Source organism: Streptomyces sp. TLI_171, assembly GCF_003610255.1.
Taxonomy (GTDB): domain Bacteria; phylum Actinomycetota; class Actinomycetes; order Streptomycetales; family Streptomycetaceae; genus Kitasatospora.
Window position 1 is genome coordinate 6,099,528 of record NZ_RAPS01000001.1, and the last position, 19,014, is coordinate 6,118,541.

Here is a 19,014-nt window from a genome sequence, read left to right on the forward strand (position 1 = left end):
AACTGCGGCAACAGGGCCTCCCTGGTGCTTCTTCGGCTTCAACACCCAGGAGCTGCACCGGAGGCCCTGTCTTCATGCGCCCACCATCCCGCGATCACCCGAACGAGACTCCCGTTCGATCGACAACCCCCGCGAGCGGTACGACAACGGCTACTGAGGTCTCTACCGAACACGGGGCGGTTCAATCTGAACTGCGGAGGTATTTTCCTGCAGGCCCCGTCGTACGGGCAGGGTTGCGCCGCGGGTCGTACGACGGGGCCGGAAGGCTTCACCACCCCAGCTTCCGCTCCACCCAGTCGATGGTGTCGTCGACGACAGTCTCCCAACCGCGCTCGCCCACGGTGAAGTGGGAGCGTCCGGCGTACTCCTTGAGTTCCACGCAACCGCTTTTGTAGCGCCGGTGGTTCTCCCGGACCACCGACGCCGGGACGGTGCGGTCGAGACTGCCCGAGAGGAAGAGCAATGGTGCGCGGTCCGGTTTGCGGTAGTCCACCGCGGTCGGTGCCCCCGGGATGATGTTGGCCAGGGCGGCTTGGAAGAGGGGACGAGCCGGGGCCGGGACGTGGAAGGTCTGCCACGCGGCGCGCGCACCCGTTTCGTCCAGGGCACTGGCGAAACCGTAGTGAAACTGCCGGGCTGTCAGCGGAACGCCCTTCCGGAGGTTGAAGGGGTTGCCGATCAGGGGCCAAGCCGCCCGAAGCTGTACGGGCGGCAGACCCCAGACCCCCTTGGTCTGCCCGGGGTGGACGGCCACACCGGCGGACCCGATGCCGCGGTCGAGCAGAAGCTGGGTGACCAGGCCGCCGAGCGAGTGTCCGATGATTACGGGCTCGGAGTCCAGAGACGTGACGAACTGGGCGTGGTGGTCAGTGATCTCCTCGATGCCGAGCCCGCCTACCACGTCTGGTGCCCTGCGGAGTTCCTCGATCGAGGCGTCCATGCGGGGCCACGCGGGCGTGTGGACCACGTATCCGCGAGCCTCCAGACGAGTTGCCCAGTCACGCCAGCTCAACGGGGTCATCCACAGGCCGTGGATCAGGACGATTTCGCCGGGCTTCACGCCGGTTACCTCCGGAATCGCGAATATCGCTTCGGATGGGAAATTCTTCACCGGTCGGCCTGAGCATGTGCGCACACGAATAGGTCAGCCGGCCCGAGACGGGGTACCGCTAATTGCGTTTCTCGTTTGGTTCGTGGTGCCCGCGCAGCTCCACAGCTGGAGCCTGGTGCCGCTCGCGGTGCCTCGCCCACCGCGTCCAGGCACTTTCCCGGCTTCGGGTTCACCAGGTCGCTCGCTCTGTTGAGGGTGAAACTCTGGGCGCTGCCGCCTTAGCAGTTGACGAGCTGGGTGGCTGCTCCGTCGGAGACGGACGCCCAGGCGACGTCCATGCAACGTCCGAGGGCGTGAACAGAGCCATCCGAACGGGAGTCCCACCTCTGCGACGCCGCATCCGCGCAGTTCTGCAGTTTCAACTGCGTGCCATCTCTGCTCAGCCCGCCGACCGTCCCGATGCACCTTCCCGAAGCGACTCCGACGATCTGGTAGCCAGCCACTGCCGTCGCGCTCGGAGCGGCCGTCGTCGCCTTCGCGGTCGGCGTAGGGGGCCGGGCGGCCGGGGCCTGGGCGGCAGGTGCGATCAGTTGGGACTCGCCGACCGCAAGACGTACACCTTGGCCTGCCAGGAGGGGTAGCGCCGTCGTCGCATTCCATCTGCTGCCCGGGAAAAGAGCGAGGGTAGCTTTCTCGCGCCGCAGCGTGTTGCCATGACGCGGAGTCAACCTCGACCTTCGGCCCAGACGACATCGCCGAGTGCTTCGTATCCTGTTTCCACGACATGGCGTGGGTGGGGACTCCTGCTGTAGTCCCCCCGTCGGCTACGTATTCGCTCGACCATGGTAGCGGCTGGTTCCAAACGGCGTGGCCAGTAGGCAGATCTCCCTCAGACGAGTTTTGCACCGTTGTATTTATGCCTCCACGTGACCAACTGGCGTTCATCGACTGTCTGTCTCCTGATCGGGCAGAGATCCGATATTAGGCGCACTCTCAGAGTGTCTCTCCTGGGTGGAGCATCGCTCCGCCCTTCCGGTCGCTCGATGGTGTCTTAACGGGCAGTTGAACTGGGCTGCACTGATCTTCGTGCAGCCTTTGAAGCCATGATCTGCTTGGTGAGGGTGTTCACGCCCACCACCCCGTCCGTTGTGGTGCGGGAGGGTGAGGCTGGCATCGACGGCAGCGCGGTCGAGTTCCAGGCCGTTGGCGAAGGCATGAAGGTAGGGCAGTTGCGCTGCGCAGAGTGGGCGTCGGTCAGGGCCCTGCCGCACAGGTTCGACCAGAGACGTCGCCTGTCGCTGAGCTGTACCGCGTCGGGTTGGGCCTGCCGGATCGCCTCGCCGTGGCGGCCCGAGCCGTCCCGGCAGGCTACCTCGACGCCCGGGCACAACATCGACCCGCTTGCCGGTCTCGCGTTGATGATCACGGTCGCGGTGGCGGTGCCTGGGCTTGAGGGCGAAGTCGTCGACGCCGACCACCGGCGGGACGCACGGTGGGGGCTTGGGGCTTGGCGCATGAGCAAGCGTAGGACGGTCGAATGGGAGACCGCACAGGCTGTAGTACTCCAGCAGCGCTTCTCCGTTTTTTCTGGTCAAGGGCCTGGGAGGGGGGAGTGTAGCGCTGCGGTGCCGGGTGTGGGACGGTCTTGTGCGGATCGTCCCACCAACGGGTGGCCGCGCCGCATGTAGTGACAGCGGCGTGCGTTTGCCTGGTGGCGACGTCGCCATCGTGACCACTTCGCGGCATGGCTGCGATCCGTAGGACGGTGGCCGGGTGTAGCTGCCAGCAGACGGCGAATCTCGGCTGGTGTGAGGTCCACGAGGTCGGGTGTGTCGTCCTGGCCACCCCGTTACCGTTTTCGCGGCCCCGCAATGGGGTTCCCGGCCTCCCGGCCCGGCATGACTGTGTGCCCCTTGTCGACCATGATCGAAAAAGTGGTGTCACCGGGCTCGGAGGCGTTGGCAGACCGCTGATGAGGGGCTTGAGCGCCGATCCCGCACTCGGGTGAGGCAGGCTCTTCGTAACGTGGATGCCGGCACGCTGATGCCGCAGGGCCGGGAGAGCAAAGCCTGGGGAGGGGCATTGACCAGCACCGACGGCATCGACGTCTATCTCGGACTGGATGTCGGTAAGGGCGAGCATCATGCCACCGCGCTCACACCGACCGGTAAGAAGGTCTTCGACAAGGCACTGCCCAACAACGAGCCCAAGCTCCGTGAGCTGTTCACGAAGCTGCAGGCCAAGCACGGGACGGTGCTGGTGGTGGTCGATCAGCCGGCCACCGTCGGAGCCCTGCCGCTGGCCGTCGCCCGTGACACCGGCTGCCGCATCGCCTACCTGCCCGGCCTGACCATGCGCCGGATCGCCGACCTCTACCCGGGTGAGGCCAAGACCGACGCCCGCGACGCCCACGTCATCGCGGACGCCGCCCGCACCATGCCGCACACCCTGCGCGACCTGGCCCCGTCCGACGAGACCGTCGCCGAACTCGAGATGATCGCCGGATTCGACGACGACCTCGCCGGCGAATCGACCAGGATCAAGAACCGCCTTCGCGGACTGCTCACCCAGATCCACCCCTCCCTCGAACGCGTCCTGGGTCCGCGACTGGACCACCCGGCCGTCCTCACCCTGCTCGAACGACACGGCTCACCAAACCTGTTGAGGAAAGCCGGCCGACGGCGACTGATCACACTGCTGCGGCCCAAGGCCCCGCGAACGGCCGAGCGCCTGGTCGAGGACATCTTCACCGCTCTCGACGAGCAGACCGTCACCGTCCCCGGCACCGACGCCGCCGCACTGATCGTCCCCAGCCTCGCCGTCTCACTCAGCTCCGTGCTCGACCAGAGAAAACTCCTCGCCGCGAGGATCGAGGAACTGCTGCAGGCCCACCGGTCCTGACCCCGATGCCCGGCATCGGGGTCAGGACCGCTGCCCGGATCCTCGTCGACGTCGGCGACGCCCGCGCCTTTCCCGAGCACCGACCATCTGGCCGCCTACGCCGGCCTGGCGCCCGTCACCCGCGCATCCGGCTCCTCCATCAGCGGCGACACCCCTCCAGGAGAGGCAACAACCAGCTCAAACGAGCCTTCTACCTCGCCGCGTTCGCATCCCTGTCCCAGCCCGACTCACGCGCCTACTACGACCGGAAACGCCGCGAGGGCAAACACCATATCGCGGCCCTCGTCGCACTCGCCCGCCGCCGCATCGACGTCCTCCTCGCCGTGCTCAGAGACGGCACCCTCTATCAGCCGCCGACCGCCGCCACTGCTTGACCAAAGACATAGGGGCACCTTTTGGCCCGTACGTGGGAGGCGTCCACGCAGGCACGTGTCCAGTCAATCCGCACGGCCGCGTTCAGCTGGGCCAGGAGTATCCGGTGGACCTGATCGAAGACGCCGGCCTCGGTCCACCGGCACAGTCGGCGCCAGCACGTCTGCCCAGAGCCGAAGCCCAGCTCCGGAGGCAGCTGCTGCCACGTGATGCCGGTGAACAGCACGAACAGGATTCCCTGCAGGCACAGCCGGTCACCCACCGGCCGAGGCCCCGGCGACCGCTCCGGCCACGCCGGCAGGACCGGCTCGGTCAGCGCCCACAGCTCGTCGTCGACCATCCACGGTGCACTCACACCACCACCAACGGACGAATCGTCACACCGGACACGGCCCACCAGCCAGGGCTTCGGCGAAGTCGTGGGATGTCCGATTCGTGAGCATGTGGCCTCAAGAGGGTGAGAGGCATTCACGGATACGGATGTCCAGCCCGAGACCCAGCCTTACGGCAGCTTCAAGCTGTCGACCAGTTGCACCTGGGGATCCCACGCCGCCGGGCGTTCGCTCACCGATCCGCGCCAAGGGCAGCCAGCCTCGATCCATGCAGCTCGCGCGGTCATGACCCCCGCGTTCGAGGCGTCCTCGTAGCCGAACTCGATGAAGCAGCAGCTGCAGATTGCGAATGACGGCGTCAGTCCGTCGGAACCCCAGGGATCGAATCCCTGATCGAGCCCGCACACAGGGCAATGGGCTCCTGGCCTCGGTGTCCTCGTCACAGGCTGATGCTACGTGCCGTCGGACCCCGTCGCTGATGCTTGCCCGGGTCAGGCAGGCACGGCTTCCAAGATCATGGAGTTCTCTACGCCCCGTGATCCAAGTGGAAGACCGTGCCTGTCGACGCATCATCTCTGATCTCGCCTGCCCTTGATCAGCTCCGCGAGCAACCCGAGGTCGCTCCTGCCGAGGTTCCGGGGCTGCTGGAGCGATTGGCCGCGGTGCCGGGCCCTCGTGATCCGCGCGGGGTGCGCCACGCGCCTGCCGTCGTGCTCGCGCTGACCGCGTGCGCGGTATTGGCCGGGGCGACCTCGCTTCTAGCGGTGGGCGAATGGATCGCCGACGCCCCAGCCCAGTTGCTGGAGCGCCTCGGTGTCCGCCCCGATCCTCTGATGCCCGAACGGCTTCTGCCTGCCGGATCGACGGTCCGCCGGCTGCCGGCCCGCATCGACGCCGACGCGCTGGACCGGGCCGTCGGCCGCTGGTTCGCAGACCGCGGACCCGTGACCGCCGGCTTACGCGGGCTGGCGGTGGACGGCAAGAGCCTGCGCGGAGCCGCCAAGGCGCATGGCCGCAAGATCCACCTCCTCGCCGCAATGGCGCACACCACCGGCCTGGTCCTGGCCCAGTTGGACGACGGCGAGAAGACGAACGAGATCACCTGCTTCCAGCCGCTGCTGGACACCGTCGCCGACGTTGCCGGCCTCGTCGTCACCAGCGACGCGATGCACACCCAGCGCGAGCATGCCGAATACCTCCTCGGTCGACGCGCCCACTACATCGTGATCGTCAAGGGCAACCAGAAGAACCTCCGCAAGCAGCTCAAGTCCCTTCCCTGGAAGGAGATCCCGCTCCAGGGCCGAACCAAGAACATCGGCCACGGACGGTCCGAGATCCGCCGGATCAAGGTTGCCGCTGTGAACAGCCTGCTGTTCGCCGGCGCCAGGCAGGCCATCCAGATCAAGCGCCGCCGCACCGACCGCAAGACGGGCAGGATCACCATCAAGACCGTCTACGCCGTCACCAGCCTCACCGCCGACCAGGCCACCCCGGCCCAGCTCGCGAGGCTGATCCGCGACCACTGGACTATCGAGGTCCTGCACCACGTCCGGGACACCACATTCGCCGAGGACGCCTCCCAACTGCGGACCGGTAGTGCGCCACGCGCGATGGCGACCTTGCGCAACTTGGCCATCGGAGCCCTGAAGCGGACCGGCGTCACGAACATCGCCGCCGCCCTCCGCCGCAACGCCCGCGACCCGCAGAGACCACTCGGACTCCTCGGACTCGCGTGATCACAAACCGGACATCACCCGACTATGCCGAGGCCTTGGCCCACCAGCCCACAACCACAAGATCCTGTTACGGGCTCGAAGGCACTTCGATTCCGGAGCTGTTCCGGGTCAGAATCCGAAGTTCTGCGTCCACCTCACGCCATCAGGAGCCGAGTGCGTTCCGACTCCGATCCGGGTGAACCGCGGGTCGAGGATGTTCCGGCGGTGGCCCGGGCTGTTCATCCACGCGAGCACCACCTCGCTGGAACTCCGCTGTCCCACGGCGATGTTCTCCCCGCCGGGTGCGCTGTCCCCGTAGGCCCGCATCCGGTCGAACGGAGTCGTCCCATCCGGATCAACGTGGTCGAAGAAATGTCGACGGGCCATGTCCGCGCTGTGTGCCCGCGCGGCGGTCGCCAGCACCGGGTCATCACGAAGACGGGACAGTTCGTGGCGTGTCCGGATGTCGTTGACCATACGCACCACCTCGCGCTCCCGAGCCAAGGCTGTCCTGCTCGTGGGAGGTTCTGGGTGGCCGGGGACCCGCTGGGCGGGTTTCGGCCGCCTCGTCCTCCCGCTCCCTATCTCGCTCTGTCGTCCGGCCGGAATGTAGCTCAGGCCGCCATCGGATTCGCCGTCCCACTGCGAGTCCCATTCCTCGTCCGGCTCCGGCCGGGTTCCCGGTGACCGGGCGGGGGCAGGCCGGGGCGTAGCGCTGCCGGCCCCCTTCTTCTTGGCCGGCAGCCCGTTCCCCGTTTTCTTCCGCATGGCTTCTCCCGCGCTGCAATGGACGTCTGCATGCCGCACGAACCGGGGATCACTGGGGTGGGCTGTCAGGCGATGCCGCCTCGGTGGCGACGGCACCCAGTCTCCAACCCGGACCTGGACGGTCGTGACGGCCCGCAGCAGCTCAATACCGGTAACCCTGAGCGTTGGGACGATAGCGATGAGCCGTCGACTCAGGGATAAGGGTGAAATGGCAAATCGCCGAGGGGACTTGACGGCTGAGTGGAGGCCCGGGGGTGCCTGCCGCCACTCCGCGTGCTTCCGAGGTGGCTGGACTATCAGGAAAGCATCGGTGGCGCGGATGCGCACTAGGAATTCGTGTGGGCCTTCCCACACCTGATGCAAACACGCGCGGCAGGAGACTGCAAGGCGCCCAACAGGCCAAGCGCGTCGAGCAATTGCCGCAGATCCTGCGCGTCGACCGCGCGGGAGGCGACGTACAATTGCGCGCGGATCGGCAACTCCGCCGTCGCGGGCGGCAGCCTCAGTACCTCAGGGTCCCAGAAGACATCAAGCTGGTCGATCCGTCCCATGGCAGTCGGCCCTTTCACTCTTGGTGCTCACGATGGACTCGCGCGGCGCGTCCTCGGTTGTGGCGGAGATGCCTCGCTGGCCAATTCCGATGGACCCGCGAACGCCCCGGCGAAGTCATCAGCCGGGGGAGGGAAGAGCTCCACCATGCCGTTCCTCGCCTACAGCCCGAACGGGACGTCGGCGGGTACGTCAGCTTCGGAGCTGGCAGGGCGGGTCCACCGGGTCGCTGGATCCCTGCAATGTCTCCAGGAATCGAACTTGACGTCCGATCGGCGCGTTTCGGAGTAGGAGCGGCTTGGCGTTGTCACGGCCCGCGCCACCCCTTCCGATACCGCGGTGACCGGGGCCCGCTGTTCGAGAGCGGGCCCCGGTCAATGGAGCGGCCGAGGTAGGGCCGCAACGACGCGACTCGAGGACCGGGCAGAGTCTAGCCGCGTGAACTGGAACGTTAAGTGCCTGCTCGGCGGTCCACCAGGGCCTTGTGCCGCAATGTCCATTTGTCCGCCCTTTTGGACGGCGTGCATTGCCCGGGACATACGCGAGTGGAGAAGACGTCTTCGTAACGAACTGCCCGTTGCCATCGCTGCACACCGGTGAACCGCCCCGGGTTCGGTGGAGACTCGATTTCGTGTAAGGATTCGAGTCATGGCACGTCCTTCCTCCTACCCGCCTGAGCTGCGCCGTCGTGCGGTGCGCATGGTCGCCGAGGTCCTCGGCGAGTACCCGAACGAGTCGGCCGCGCTGCGGGCCGTCGCCGAGAAGCTGGGCATCGGCTCCGCCGAGACCCTGCGCAACTGGGTCCGGCGGGACCAGGTCGACTCCGGACAGCGCCCCGGCACCACGACGGAGGAGTCCGCGCAGATCAAGGCGATGAAGAAGGAGATCGCCGAACTCAAGCGCGCCAACGAGATCCTCAAGGCCGCGGCGAATTTCCTCGCGGCCGAGCTCGACCGGCCACACCTGCGCTCGTAGCGTTCATCGACGGGCACCGGGGCCGCTTCGGCGGTGTCGAGCCGATCTGCCGCGTGCTCTCCGAGCACGGCTGCAGCATCGCCCCCTCCACCTACTACGCCTTCAACAACCGTGCCGCCTCCGCCCGTTCGGTCCGCGATGCGGAACTGAAGGATCTGATCACGGCAACGTACGAAGACAACTTCCGGGTCTACGGGGCTCGCAAGATCTGGCGCGAGCTGAACCGCCGCGGCCACGCGGCGGCCCGCTGCACCGTCGAGCGGCTGATGCGCGACCTGGGCATCACCGGAGCCGTCCGCGGCAAGCGCGTGGTCACCACAGTCCCCGACCCGTCCGCCGCACGCGCCCCCGACCTGGTCGACCGCGACTTCGTCGCCTCCGCACCGAACCGGTGCTGGGTCGCGGACTTCACACATGTGGCGGCATTCGCCGGCGTTGTCTACGTCGCGTTCGTCGTGGACAGCTTCTCCCGTCGCATCGTCGGCCGGTCCGCCGCGACCACGAAGCAGACCAGGCTCGTCCTGGACGCCCTGGAGATGGCCCTGTGGCAGCGCGACCGCGACGGATACCCGCCCCGACGGGGCGAGTTGATACATCACAGCGACGCGGGCAGTCAGTACACGTCTTTCCGCCTGGCCGAGCACCTCGATGCCGCCGGCATCGCAGCCTCCATCGGGTCGGTCGGTGACGCCTACGACTGTCAGTCTTCTCGTACCGGATCCCGCAAGGATCGGGTAGCCCCGGCCGAGACGGTTTGACTCTTGCTTATGACTGAGCGTTTTCAGAGCGGCCACCGATCGGGTGACGGCCAGCGGTCGTGGACCGGGGAAGAACGGACAGAGCTCCCGGGCAGTTGAGTGAGGTATCTGACGTCTCAACTCTTCTGCCGGGGTGCCCTGGTGGTTACCTATCCTGCCGCACTGGACCTGCCGCACGCCCTCGTTGAGTGGGTCACCATGCTGATCGTCACCCGGGAGGGTGACCGCCGGTGCAAGCTCCGGCCCTCCCAGCGGGCCCTGGTCGCGCTCGTGTATCTGCGCAAGCACGACACCCTCGCCCAGATCGCCGCCGGCTTTCGGATCAGCGTCGGCACCGCCCATGCCTAGTCCACCAGGTCACCGACCTCCTCGCCCGGAAGGCGCCCGGTCTGACGCAGGCCCTGCGCGAGGCCGACCCGGAGTACGTCCTGGTCGACGGCACCCTCGCCGAGTGCGACCGGGTCGGCGACGGGTGCGCCGACTACTCGGGAAAACACCGCCGCCACGGCGTGAACCTCCAGGTCATCACCGGTCCGACGGGCAGGCTCGTGTGGATCTCCCGCGCTCTGCCAGGCCGAACGCACGACCTGACCGCCACCCGAACCCACCGCATCGTGAAGACCTGCGTCCGGCTCCGGATCCCGGCTCTGGCCGACATGGCGTACACCGGCGCGGGCGGCACGTTCGCCGTGCCGACCAAGCGCCCGCCCCGCAAGGAGCTCACTGCCGCACAGAGATCGCTGAATCGGGCCCATGCCCGGCGGCGGCACCCCGTCGAACGCGGCGTGGCCACCCTGAAACGCTGGAGGATCTTCCGCCACGCCCGCTGCAGTCCGAACTGGCTGACGTCAGCGGCCAAGGCCGTACTCACCCTCGAGCTTCAACGCTGAAAAGGCTCACTGAGCCTCTTTCATCCTGTCCGGGGAGGGTGAAATGGCTGCTCAGCGGTGGTGGGTAACAGACGAGGCTCCTGGTCGTTGCGATGGTGTTCTCTACGCACCACGCTCTGACCGAGGAGCCTCGCTTGGTCCCGTATCCTGCCATGCTCGACGTCCCGCACGAGCTGGTCGAGCATGTCTCGTGGCTCATCTACACCCGAAGGCGTGAACTACGCTCACGGTGGCGGAAGTTGGGGTGCTTCAAACAGGCACTCCTGGTCCTGGCCCACCTGCGCAAGAACGAGACCCTCGCACAGGCCGGCGCCGGGTTCGGGGTATCCGAAGCAACGGCCTGGCGGTACGTCAAGGAGACCGTGGAGGTCCTGGCCGCGTGGGCGCCGGGCCTGCGCGAGGCCCTGGTGGGACTGGGCGAGGGCGACTTCGTGATCGTGGACGGCACCCTGGTTCCGACCGACCGGATCAAGGCGGACGAGCCGTACTACTCGCACAAGCACCGCAAGCACGGGATGAACGTGCAGGTCGTCGCAGCCCCCGACGGCACACCCCTGTGGTTCTCCCGCGCCCTGCCGGGGCGCACCCACGACCTGACCGCGGCCCGCGCCCACGGCATCGTCCAGGCCTGCCTGACCCGCGAGATCCTCGTCCTGGCGGACCGGGCCTACCGAGGTGCCGGCGCCACCATCCGCACCCCGTACTACAACCACCACGAACTGCCCGAGCACTACCAGCAGTACAACCGCGACCACGCCCGACTCCGCGCACCCGGCGAACGCGCCTTCGCCCAGCTCAAGTCCTGGCGTGTCCTCCGCCGGGCCCGCTGCTCGACCAACCGGATCAGCCGCCTGATCGCCGCCGTCCACACCCTCATGATCCAAAGCCCTGCAACCTGCGAAAACTCAGGATGAAAGAGGCTCACTGAGCTCTTTCAACTCGGCCACCGATCAGGTGACAGCGCGGGCGCACGGGGGTGCGCCCGCTGGCGAGATCCGGCAGGTCGAAAGCCCGTCAACGGCAGTCGGTTCACTACTCGTCCGGGGCGCCGTTGAAAGAGCTCACTGAGCTCTTTCAACTCGGCCACCGATCAGGTGACAGCGCGGGCGCACGGGGGTGCGCCCGCTGGCGAGATCCGGCAGGTCGAAAGCCCGTCAACGGCAGTCGGTTCACCACTCGTCCGGGGCGCCGTTGAAAGAGCTCACTGACCCGATGAGTGTCCTGGCGTTGATCTGTCGACCGCCCGGCCGGGCACGCAGCAAGCGCGGCCGCCGGACGGACGTGACCTGATAGGAGCCTGGAGCCGACTCGCCAAAGCATCCCCGTGACAGTCCTGTCCGTCCGGCCGGCGACAGGGTGAACCCCACGCTACCGACCGGAGGGAAACCCTGTGCGCACCATCGAGCAGTCCCGATCCGGGCACGTCGTGGTCGGCGTCGACACGCACAAGCACCTGCACGTCGCGGCGGTGATGGACACGATCGGAGGGATCCTGGCCAGGCTGACGATACCCACCGACACCGGTGGCTTCCGGCAACTGGCCGACTGGGCGGCCTCGTTCGGCACGGTCCTGGCGTTCGGGATCGAGGGCACCGGCTCCTACGGCGCCACGCTGACGTCGTTCCTGCGCAGGTCCGGCCACAAGGTGGTCGAGGCCGGCCGCCCGGACCGGCGGCTTCGGCGCATGAACGGCAAGTCCGACACCCTGGACGCCGAGAACGCCGCCCGCGCTGTCCTGGCCGGGTTCGCAACCGCCACGCCGAAGACCGCCGACGGCGAGGCCGAGATGATCCGTTCGAATACGAGAACACCTACCACCTCACAACCGCAAAACCACAGGTCACAACCACAACCTGAGTGGCCGTTGTCTTTCCGAACGTGGAAGCCGCGTTTCAGCTGGTCAGGCATGGTGCGGGTGGATCTGCGGCAGAGGTGGTGTGTGATGTCGTCTCGTCGGGGAGGTTCCGGATGCCGTCGGTTGTGGGGTTGTTGGAGGCGAGGGAGTCGGCCGCGCGGGTTCGGGTGGAGGAGCTTCGCGTGGAGGCGGATCGGATCCTGGCTGAACTCTCGGAGGCGGAGGCCTTGTTGGAGCGTCGGATCATCGCGCTCATGGAGTTGACGGAGGCTCTGGCCGCGGATGCTCAGCCGGAGGAGCCGGTCGGGCCGGTGCCGGTTCCGGTGGTGGCGAAGGAGCCGGTGGCCGGATCGGTGGTGCCCGGCTGGCGGGAGGGCATGACGGTGCAGGCGCTCGCGCCCGAGTATCGGAGGCTGCTGGCCGTGCTGGAGGCCGGGGCCGGCCCGGAAGGGCTGCGAGCGAAGGAGCTGGCCGGGCTGCTGGGTCACCCGAACGAGACTCCCGTTCGATCGACAACCCCCGCGAGCGGTACGACAACGGCCACTGAGACCTCTACCGAACACGGGGCGGTTCAGCTGCTGGAGTTCCTTCGCGAGGACCTTGCGCGTCTGCATGAACAGGGACTTGTAGATGCTCTCGTGGCTGATTCGCATCCCCGTCTTGGCTGGCTGGGACTTTGCCAGATGCCCGGCTATCTGCTTCGGTGACCAGTCCTCGGCCAGCTTCTCGGCGACCAGGGCACGAAGAGGCTCGTTGGTGGCCAGGAGGCAGGGTTTGGAGCGTCGGGCGCGATCCCAGGCCCGATCCTCTGCGTCTACCGCTCGGTAGTGCCTGGCACCCTTGTTGCGGGCGATCTCCCGGCTGATGGTCGATGCCGCACGCCCCGGGGCGCGGGAGATCTCGCGGAGCGAGTCGCCTGGAGCCAGTCCGCGGGAGATCGACTCCCGCTCGGTGAACGTCAGCGAGCCCGGCCGACGGCGTCGGACCGGCGGAACGTATCCGCCGTTGGCCTTGACGATCGTGAAGATCGACCCCGGTGGCCTGCCCAAGGCACGGGAGATCACACTGATCGACTCGCCGGCCTTCCAGCGGTCCCACAACTCTCGCTTCTGCGCGTCCGGCATGCCCGGACGACCCATCCTCGCCCTACGCCACACCCTCCACCACCTCGGGTGTTGCGCTGACCGATTGACTCCACCGTTCCTCCGAAGATGGGCCAGGACCAGCAGGCCCTGATTGAAGCAGCTCAACTTCCGCCAACGCGATCCCAGAACACACCTTCGGGTATGGATGAGCCATGAGACGTGTTCGACCAGCTCGTGCAGGACGCCGAGCATGGCAGGACACGGGACCAAACGAGGTTCCTCGGTCAGAGCGTGGTGCGTAAAGAACACCAACGCAACGACCAGGAGCCTCGTCTGTTACCCCACCCTCGCTGAGCAGCTGTTTCACCCTCCCCGGACAGGATGAAAGAGGCTAACTTGCACCTGGCCCTCGTCTCCCGCAGCCCCTTCTGGGCCGACCCGTGGCCGAGCCCGCGGTACGGGTTACTTCACCGAGCCTGCCATTACCCCTTGGACGAACTGCTTCTGGAAGGCGAAGAAGACGACCAGCGGTACCAGCAGTGAGAGGAAGGCGCCCGGGGCCAGCACGTCGATGTTGCTGCCGAACTGTCGTACTTGAGATTGCAGTTCGACTGTCAGCGGTTGTGAGGAGCTGTCGGCGAAGAGCAGAGCCACCAGCATGTCGTTCCAGACCCAGAGGAACTGGAAGATGGCCAGGCTGGCGATGGCTGGCCGTCCGACCGGGAGCACCAGGCGAGTGAAGATCCGCCACTCGGTGCCTCCGTCGAGCCGGGCGGCCTCCAGCATCTCCGCCGGAATCTCGGCGAAGTAGTTGCGCAGCAGGAAGAGAGCGAACGGCAGCCCGTAGGCGACGTGGAAGAGCACCACGCCGGGGATCGTCCCGAAGAGGCCGAGAGCGCCGAAGAGTTTGGCCACCGGCAGCAGGCCGATCTGCACCGGCACCACCAGGAGCGCTACCACAACCAAGAAGACGGTGTCGCGTCCGGGGAAATCCAGCCAGGCGAAGGCGTAGCCGGCCAGTGCTCCGACTACTACCACCAGCGCGGTGGCGGGGGCGGAGATGAGGACGGTGTTCCAGAACGCTTTGGTCATGCCGGAGTTGCCAAGCAGCGCAGAGTAGTTCTCGAAGGTGAGCCGGTCGGGGTGGACGAGTGCCGTCCACCAGCCGCCGGAGGCGGTGTCCTCGGTGGTGCGCAGGGAGGACAGGAAGAGTCCGGCCAGCGGGGTGACCCAGACCAGGCCGATCACGGACAGGACAGCCTGGACGACGCGGTTGCCCAGGTGGCGGCGGAGGGAGTTCTTCGCGTTCATCAGCGGCTCCTCCGGGTTCGGCGCACGTTGATGACCATCGCGGGCAGGACGAGCAGGAGCAGCAGTACGCCGATGGCGCTGCCGAGGCCCTGGTTGTTGCCGCCGCCGAAGGAGACCAGCCACATCTGGGTGGCGAGCACCGTCGCGTCCTCCTGCACTGGGCCCGGTGCGATGATGTAGACCAGGTCGAAGACCTTCATCACGTTGATGACGAGGGTGATGAAGACGACAGTGAGGACGGGGGCGAGCATGGGCACAGTGATCCGGCGGAAGACCTGCCACTCATTGGCGCCGTCCATCCGAGCAGCCTCCAGGGCGTCCCGGGGCAGCGCGGACAGACCGGCCCCGATCAGGACCATTGCGAAACCGGTCCAGATCCACAGGTAGGCGCCGATGATCGACGGGGTGACTAGAGCCGGTCCCAGCCAGGAAACGCCCTGGAAGGGCGGCGCGAAGTTGGACGCTGGCAGGCTGATGGTGTAGTCGCTCCGGGGCAGTCCGGTGAAGCGGAATGAGCCGTCGGGGCCGGTCCTCGCAGTGGCTGCGGTCCGCCCGTCGTACACCACCTTGACCTCCATCCCCGGCATGCCGCGCTCTCCCGGGTCCACCTGGCCTTGGCGGCCCCCGCCGCCGGGGGTGAAGTCGAGGTAGACGACCCCGCGCAGTTCACCGGGGGCGGCCGGGAGAGAGGCTGCGCCGGCTGCGGCGACGGCGTCGGGCGGAAGGTTCGCGGGAAGCACCCCGACCATGCCGAGGAGCGCCGTCCTCCCCTGCGGGACGGCGGCCGTGGTGCGGTAGCCGCCGCTGTCCGCGACCAGGCCCTGGCCGTCGCGAGCGTGGGCGGTCGGGTAGGGCGAGCCGCCGGAGAAGGTGTCGTGGACGCCGACGGCGACAGCGTTAAGGACGCCCTTGTCCGGGTCCTGGTCGTAGGCGAGCCGGAAGATGATGCCGGCTGCGAGGAAGGAGACCGCCATCGGCATGAAGAGGAGCAGCTTGAAGGCGGTGGCCCAGCGGATCTTCTCCACCAGGACGGCGAGGACCAGGCCGACGCCGGTGAGTAGCACCGGCGCCACCACGACCCAGACGGCGGTGTTGCGGATCGCCTTGAGGATGGCGGGGTCCTGGAACATCCCGACGTAGTTGTCGACCCCGACGAAGTGGTCGCCGGAGGCGTTGAAGAGGCTCCGGCCGACAGAGAAGAGCACGGGATAGACGACTAGGGCGCCGAGCAGGGTGAGGGCGGGCAGGGCGAACAGCAGCGCGATCGTGTTGCCGCGGCGGCGGGCGCGCCGCCGTTTGTCACGCGCGGGGCCGGGCCGGAGGGCGGCGGCCGGCGGCCCGCCCTCCCTGAGGGGGGTCGAGGTCGTCATCGTGGTCAGCCGTTGTACGCCTGGGCAGCCGCGGCCTCCAGCTTCCCGGCCGTGGCCACGGGGTCGGAGGGGTTGGCGAGGAAGTCCTGGAGGATCTTCCACTCGCCCGCGCCCTTGGTGCCACCGAAGGCGGCCGGGGTCTGGTCGGACATGTCAAAGCGGACAGCCTCGCCGCCTCCGATCAGGGACCCGGCGGTCTCGCGGGTCACATCGTCGGCGTAGGCGGCGAGGTCGAGCTTGGTGTTCGGGGAGAGGAAGCCGCCTGCGCCGGCCCAGACGGCGGCGGCCTCGGGCGAGGCGAGGTACTCCATGAGGGCCATTCCGGCCTCGGGGTCCTTGCCTGCCTTGAGGACGACGGCGGCGTCACCGCCAGCGACCACCGGGGGCGTGCCGGTGCCGACTGCCGGGAAAGGGAAGAACTTGGCGTCCTCGCCGATCTTGCGGCCCAGGTCCTTGGCGTTGCCGGCGACGAAGTCGCCCTCGTAGACCATGCCGGCCTTGGGGGCGGGGCCGAACACCTTCTCCACGGAGCCGGGGTAGTCGGTGTTCAGGGCCCCCTGGGCACCGCCCTCGACGAGCTGCTTGTCACCGAAGAGCTTGCCCAAGGTGGTCAGTGCCTCGACTACGCTGGTGTCGGTCCAGGCCAGCGTGTGTGCGGCGAGGGCGTCGTACTTCTCGGGACCGGCCTGCGAGAGGTAGACGTTCTCGAACCAGTCGGTGAGGGTCCAGCCGTCTTGGCCGCCAACGGAGAAGGCGGACAGGCCCGAGTCGGAGACGGTCCGGCCAGCCTGGAGCATCTCGTCCCAGGTCTTCGGCGTCGTGACACCGGCCCGCTCGAAGGCTGCCGGGCTGTACCACACGGTCGACTTGTCGGAGGCCTTGAAGTACAGGCCGTACAAGGTACCGTCCACGGTGCCGTACTTCTTCCAGGAGGCGGCGAAGTTGGTAGTGATGACGGTTCTGACGGTCTCCGGGAGCGGCGTCAGCCAGCCCTTGGCGGCGAACTGTCGAAGCACTCCGACCTGCGGGACCATCACGATGTCGGGCGCGTTGCCGCCCTCGATCTTGCTGCCGACGACGGTGGAGAGGTTGTCCCCGGTGGAGACGAACGAGGTCTTGACACCGCTCTTCTTCGTGAAGGCGTCCAGGACCTTCTGAAAGTTCTCCTGCTCGGTGCCGGACCAGACAGCGGCCACAGTGACGGTGTGGCCGGACAGGCCGTTGCCCGCGCTGTCGGCGGGGCCAGGGTCGCTGCCTCCGCACGCGGTAGCCGTCAGCGCCAAGGTGATGGCGGTGCAGCCGAGCAGCAGGGGGGAACGTCGCATCATCGTCGATGCCCTTTCGGTCGTGGGTGCCACCCGGTGGCGGGTGACACCCGGGGATCCATGTGTTCAGGTAAGTGGTGACGGACGGCGCGAGGCCGTAAGGACCAACGATCCGGATGCTCAGAGGTCAGTGACCCACCAGGCGGACGTGGCGCCCGGCAGTTCACCGGCCTGGCAGGGGCCGCTGGCCAGCAGAGGCAGGCCGGGGGCGGGGGCGGGCACAGGAAAGCTGCCGAAGTTGACCGCGCACACCAAGCCGTCGCCGCGGGTGAAAGCAAGCACGTCCGGTGAGGTCTCCAGCCAGGTCATCGTGCCCTGGCCCAACTGGGGAAGCTCGGAGCGCAGTTGCAGGCCATTGCGGTAGAGGTGCCAGAAGGACTCGGTGTCGGAGAGCGCGGCGTCGGTGGCGTGCGCGGCGAAGTAGTCGGGCTGCGGGAGCCACGGCTTCGCGGCTTGGGCACCGGAGGTGAAGCCGAACGGGGAGGCCAACCCGGACCAGGGCAGCGGGACACGGCAGCCGTCCCGGATTCGGGCCCGGCTGCCAGTCCGCCGGAAAATCGGGTCCGTGATGACGTCGTCCGGCAGGTCGAGGACCTCAGGGAGACCGAGTTCCTCGCCCTGGTAGACGTAGGCCGCACCCGGGAGGGCCAGCATCAGGAGCGCGGCGGCGCGCGCGCGAGCGGCACCGAGACCGCTGCCGCCGGGGACGGGCTCGCCATATCGGGTGACGGTGCGGACCTGGTCGTGGTTGTTCAGCACCCACGTCACCGTGGATCCCGTCCCGGCGATGTCTCGCACCGCCTCGGAGATCACCTTGCGGAAGGCGTCCGCGTCCCAGGGGGCGGCTAGCAGGTCGAAGAAGAACGCCTGGTGCAGTTCGTCGGGGCGAACGTAGCGGGCGTGCTCGCGGGCCGTTGGCACAGAGACCTCGCCCACGAGCAGCCGCTCGCGGCCGTCGGCGGCGGCGTACTCCTCGCAGACGGCGCGCCAACGACGCCACACGTCGTGCACCTCGGGCTGGTTCCACGCGAGCGGGTTGACTGAGTCACGGGTCCGCGCGTCGGCCTCCGGGTCCGGTGAGTCCGGCAGCTCCGGGTGTTTGAACAGGCCGGCCGCGACGTCGATGCGGAAACCGTCCACACCACGATCGAGCCAGAACCGCAGGGTCCGCTCGAAGTCGTCGCCGACCTCGGAGACACGCCAGTTCCAGTCCGGCTGCTGCGGGGTGAACATGTGCAGGTACCACTCACCGGGGCGGCCGTCGGCCTCGGTCACCCTGGTCCAGGCCGGGCCTCCGAACATGGCGTGCCAGTTGTTCGGAGGCTCCTCTCCCGTCGCGCCCCGTCCGGGTGCGAAGTGGAAGCGGGACCGCTCGGGACTGCCCGGGGCAGCGGCGAGCGCCGCCCGGAAGTCCGGGTGATCGCTGGAGCAGTGGTTGGGGACGATGTCCACCAGGACACGGATGCCCATCCGGTGTGCGGCGGCGACCAGCAGGTCAAACTCGCCCAGGTCACCAAAGAGCGGGTCCACACCACGATAGTCGGCCACGTCGTAGCCGTGGTCGTGCTGCGGCGAAGGGTAGAAAGGGCTCAGCCATATACCGTCGACCCCGAGCTTGCGGAGGTACGGCAGGCCCGCACGGACGCCGGCGAGGTCTCCGAGACCGTCGCCGGTGCTGTCCAGGAAGCTGCGGATGTAGACCTGGTAGATGACGGCATCGCGCCACCACCGGCGGTCCTGGGTCGCGTCCACCCTGT

General features: G+C 67.8%; 14 protein-coding genes and 5 pseudogenes. 8 read left to right on the forward strand and 11 right to left on the reverse strand.

Going from position 1 to position 19,014, the window contains the following annotated elements:
- Positions 1-268: 268 nt before the first annotated feature.
- From BX266_RS27440 to BX266_RS41245, 3 genes and pseudogenes are all read right to left on the reverse strand, one after another.
- A complete protein-coding gene (locus BX266_RS27440) occupies positions 269-1,111 on the reverse strand; it encodes an alpha/beta hydrolase (protein ID WP_218969269.1) in 843 nt (280 codons plus the stop codon).
- A 218-nt stretch (positions 1,112-1,329) separates the two neighbouring features.
- Positions 1,330-1,554, reverse strand: coding sequence for an RICIN domain-containing protein (locus BX266_RS41240; protein WP_180290634.1), 225 nt, complete (start codon positions 1,552-1,554; stop codon positions 1,330-1,332).
- Positions 1,555-2,102: 548 nt separating this feature from the next.
- Positions 2,103-2,289, reverse strand: a pseudogene (locus BX266_RS41245) (hypothetical protein); the annotation flags it as partial.
- Between the two features lie 805 nt (positions 2,290-3,094).
- Between BX266_RS41245 and BX266_RS27455 the strand changes: the two are divergent.
- Positions 3,095-4,326, forward strand: a pseudogene (locus BX266_RS27455) (IS110 family transposase).
- A 23-nt stretch (positions 4,327-4,349) separates the two neighbouring features.
- On the opposite strand, the pseudogene BX266_RS27460 reads toward BX266_RS27455, so the two are convergent.
- Positions 4,350-4,679 (reverse strand): annotated as a pseudogene (locus BX266_RS27460) (transposase); the annotation flags it as partial.
- A gap of 531 nt (positions 4,680-5,210) precedes the next feature.
- On the opposite strand from BX266_RS27460, the gene BX266_RS27470 reads away from it, so the two are divergent.
- Positions 5,211-6,392, forward strand: coding sequence for an ISAs1 family transposase (locus BX266_RS27470; RefSeq protein ID WP_099904104.1), 1,182 nt, complete (start codon positions 5,211-5,213; stop codon positions 6,390-6,392).
- Positions 6,393-6,500: 108 nt separating this feature from the next.
- On the opposite strand, the gene BX266_RS27475 is transcribed toward BX266_RS27470, so the two are convergent.
- Together BX266_RS27475 and BX266_RS27480 are read right to left on the reverse strand one after the other, a co-directional pair.
- A complete protein-coding gene (locus BX266_RS27475; protein WP_099904106.1) occupies positions 6,501-6,848 on the reverse strand; it encodes a CAP domain-containing protein in 348 nt (115 codons plus the stop codon).
- Between the two features lie 617 nt (positions 6,849-7,465).
- Positions 7,466-7,690: a hypothetical protein gene (locus tag BX266_RS27480; RefSeq protein ID WP_099904108.1), complete on the reverse strand. Its 225-nt coding sequence runs from the start codon at positions 7,688-7,690 to the stop codon at positions 7,466-7,468.
- Positions 7,691-8,336: 646 nt separating this feature from the next.
- Here BX266_RS27480 and BX266_RS27485 point away from each other — a divergent pair.
- From BX266_RS27485 to BX266_RS27510, 6 genes and pseudogenes are all read left to right on the forward strand, one after another.
- Positions 8,337-8,663: a transposase gene (locus BX266_RS27485; protein ID WP_099904110.1), complete on the forward strand. Its 327-nt coding sequence runs from the start codon at positions 8,337-8,339 to the stop codon at positions 8,661-8,663.
- A 44-nt stretch (positions 8,664-8,707) separates the two neighbouring features.
- On the forward strand, positions 8,708-9,421 hold the full coding sequence (locus BX266_RS27490; RefSeq protein WP_259465160.1) for an IS3 family transposase: 714 nt from the start codon (positions 8,708-8,710) through the stop codon (positions 9,419-9,421).
- A 141-nt stretch (positions 9,422-9,562) separates the two neighbouring features.
- Positions 9,563-10,311, forward strand: a pseudogene (locus BX266_RS27495) (transposase family protein).
- Between the two features lie 92 nt (positions 10,312-10,403).
- Positions 10,404-11,225 (forward strand): transposase family protein, encoded by an 822-nt coding sequence (locus BX266_RS27500; RefSeq protein WP_099903981.1) that lies wholly within the window; start codon positions 10,404-10,406, stop codon positions 11,223-11,225.
- A gap of 512 nt (positions 11,226-11,737) precedes the next feature.
- Positions 11,738-12,430, forward strand: a complete 693-nt coding sequence (locus tag BX266_RS40230; protein ID WP_310794842.1) for a transposase — start codon at positions 11,738-11,740, stop codon at positions 12,428-12,430.
- Positions 12,349-12,873: a hypothetical protein gene (locus BX266_RS27510; protein WP_180290313.1), complete on the forward strand. Its 525-nt coding sequence runs from the start codon at positions 12,349-12,351 to the stop codon at positions 12,871-12,873. Before BX266_RS40230 ends, BX266_RS27510 begins: the two co-directional genes overlap by 82 nt.
- Positions 12,874-13,020: 147 nt before the next feature.
- On the opposite strand, the pseudogene BX266_RS41250 reads toward BX266_RS27510, so the two are convergent.
- The 5 genes and pseudogenes from BX266_RS41250 to BX266_RS27535 all read right to left on the reverse strand — a co-directional run.
- Positions 13,021-13,503, reverse strand: a pseudogene (locus BX266_RS41250) (helix-turn-helix domain-containing protein); the annotation flags it as partial.
- 210 nt (positions 13,504-13,713) lie between these two features.
- Entirely contained in the window at positions 13,714-14,562 is an 849-nt protein-coding gene (locus BX266_RS27520) for a carbohydrate ABC transporter permease (protein ID WP_099904116.1), read from the reverse strand.
- Positions 14,562-15,932, reverse strand: a complete 1,371-nt coding sequence (locus BX266_RS27525; RefSeq protein ID WP_099904118.1) for an ABC transporter permease subunit — start codon at positions 15,930-15,932, stop codon at positions 14,562-14,564. Before BX266_RS27525 ends, BX266_RS27520 begins: the two co-directional genes overlap by 1 nt.
- A gap of 5 nt (positions 15,933-15,937) precedes the next feature.
- On the reverse strand, positions 15,938-17,260 hold the full coding sequence (locus BX266_RS27530) for an ABC transporter substrate-binding protein (RefSeq protein WP_099904120.1): 1,323 nt from the start codon (positions 17,258-17,260) through the stop codon (positions 15,938-15,940).
- 117 nt (positions 17,261-17,377) lie between these two features.
- Positions 17,378-19,009, reverse strand: a complete 1,632-nt coding sequence (locus BX266_RS27535) for a glycoside hydrolase family 13 protein (protein ID WP_099904122.1) — start codon at positions 19,007-19,009, stop codon at positions 17,378-17,380.
- Positions 19,010-19,014: the final 5 nt, after the last annotated feature.

Excerpts from the sequence above, each read along its gene's own strand:
- BX266_RS27475 (WP_099904106.1), bottom strand. The coding sequence starts at position 6,848 with ATGGTCAACGACATCCGGACACGCCACGAACTGTCCCGTCTTCGTGAT.
- BX266_RS27480 (WP_099904108.1), bottom strand. The coding sequence starts at position 7,690 with ATGGGACGGATCGACCAGCTTGATGTCTTCTGGGACCCTGAGGTACTG.
- BX266_RS27485 (WP_099904110.1), top strand. The coding sequence starts at position 8,337 with ATGGCACGTCCTTCCTCCTACCCGCCTGAGCTGCGCCGTCGTGCGGTG.
- BX266_RS27500 (WP_099903981.1), top strand. The coding sequence starts at position 10,404 with ATGGTGTTCTCTACGCACCACGCTCTGACCGAGGAGCCTCGCTTGGTC.
- BX266_RS27520 (WP_099904116.1), bottom strand. The coding sequence starts at position 14,562 with ATGAACGCGAAGAACTCCCTCCGCCGCCACCTGGGCAACCGCGTCGTC.
- BX266_RS27525 (WP_099904118.1), bottom strand. The coding sequence starts at position 15,932 with ATGACGACCTCGACCCCCCTCAGGGAGGGCGGGCCGCCGGCCGCCGCC.
- BX266_RS27530 (WP_099904120.1), bottom strand. The coding sequence starts at position 17,260 with ATGATGCGACGTTCCCCCCTGCTGCTCGGCTGCACCGCCATCACCTTG.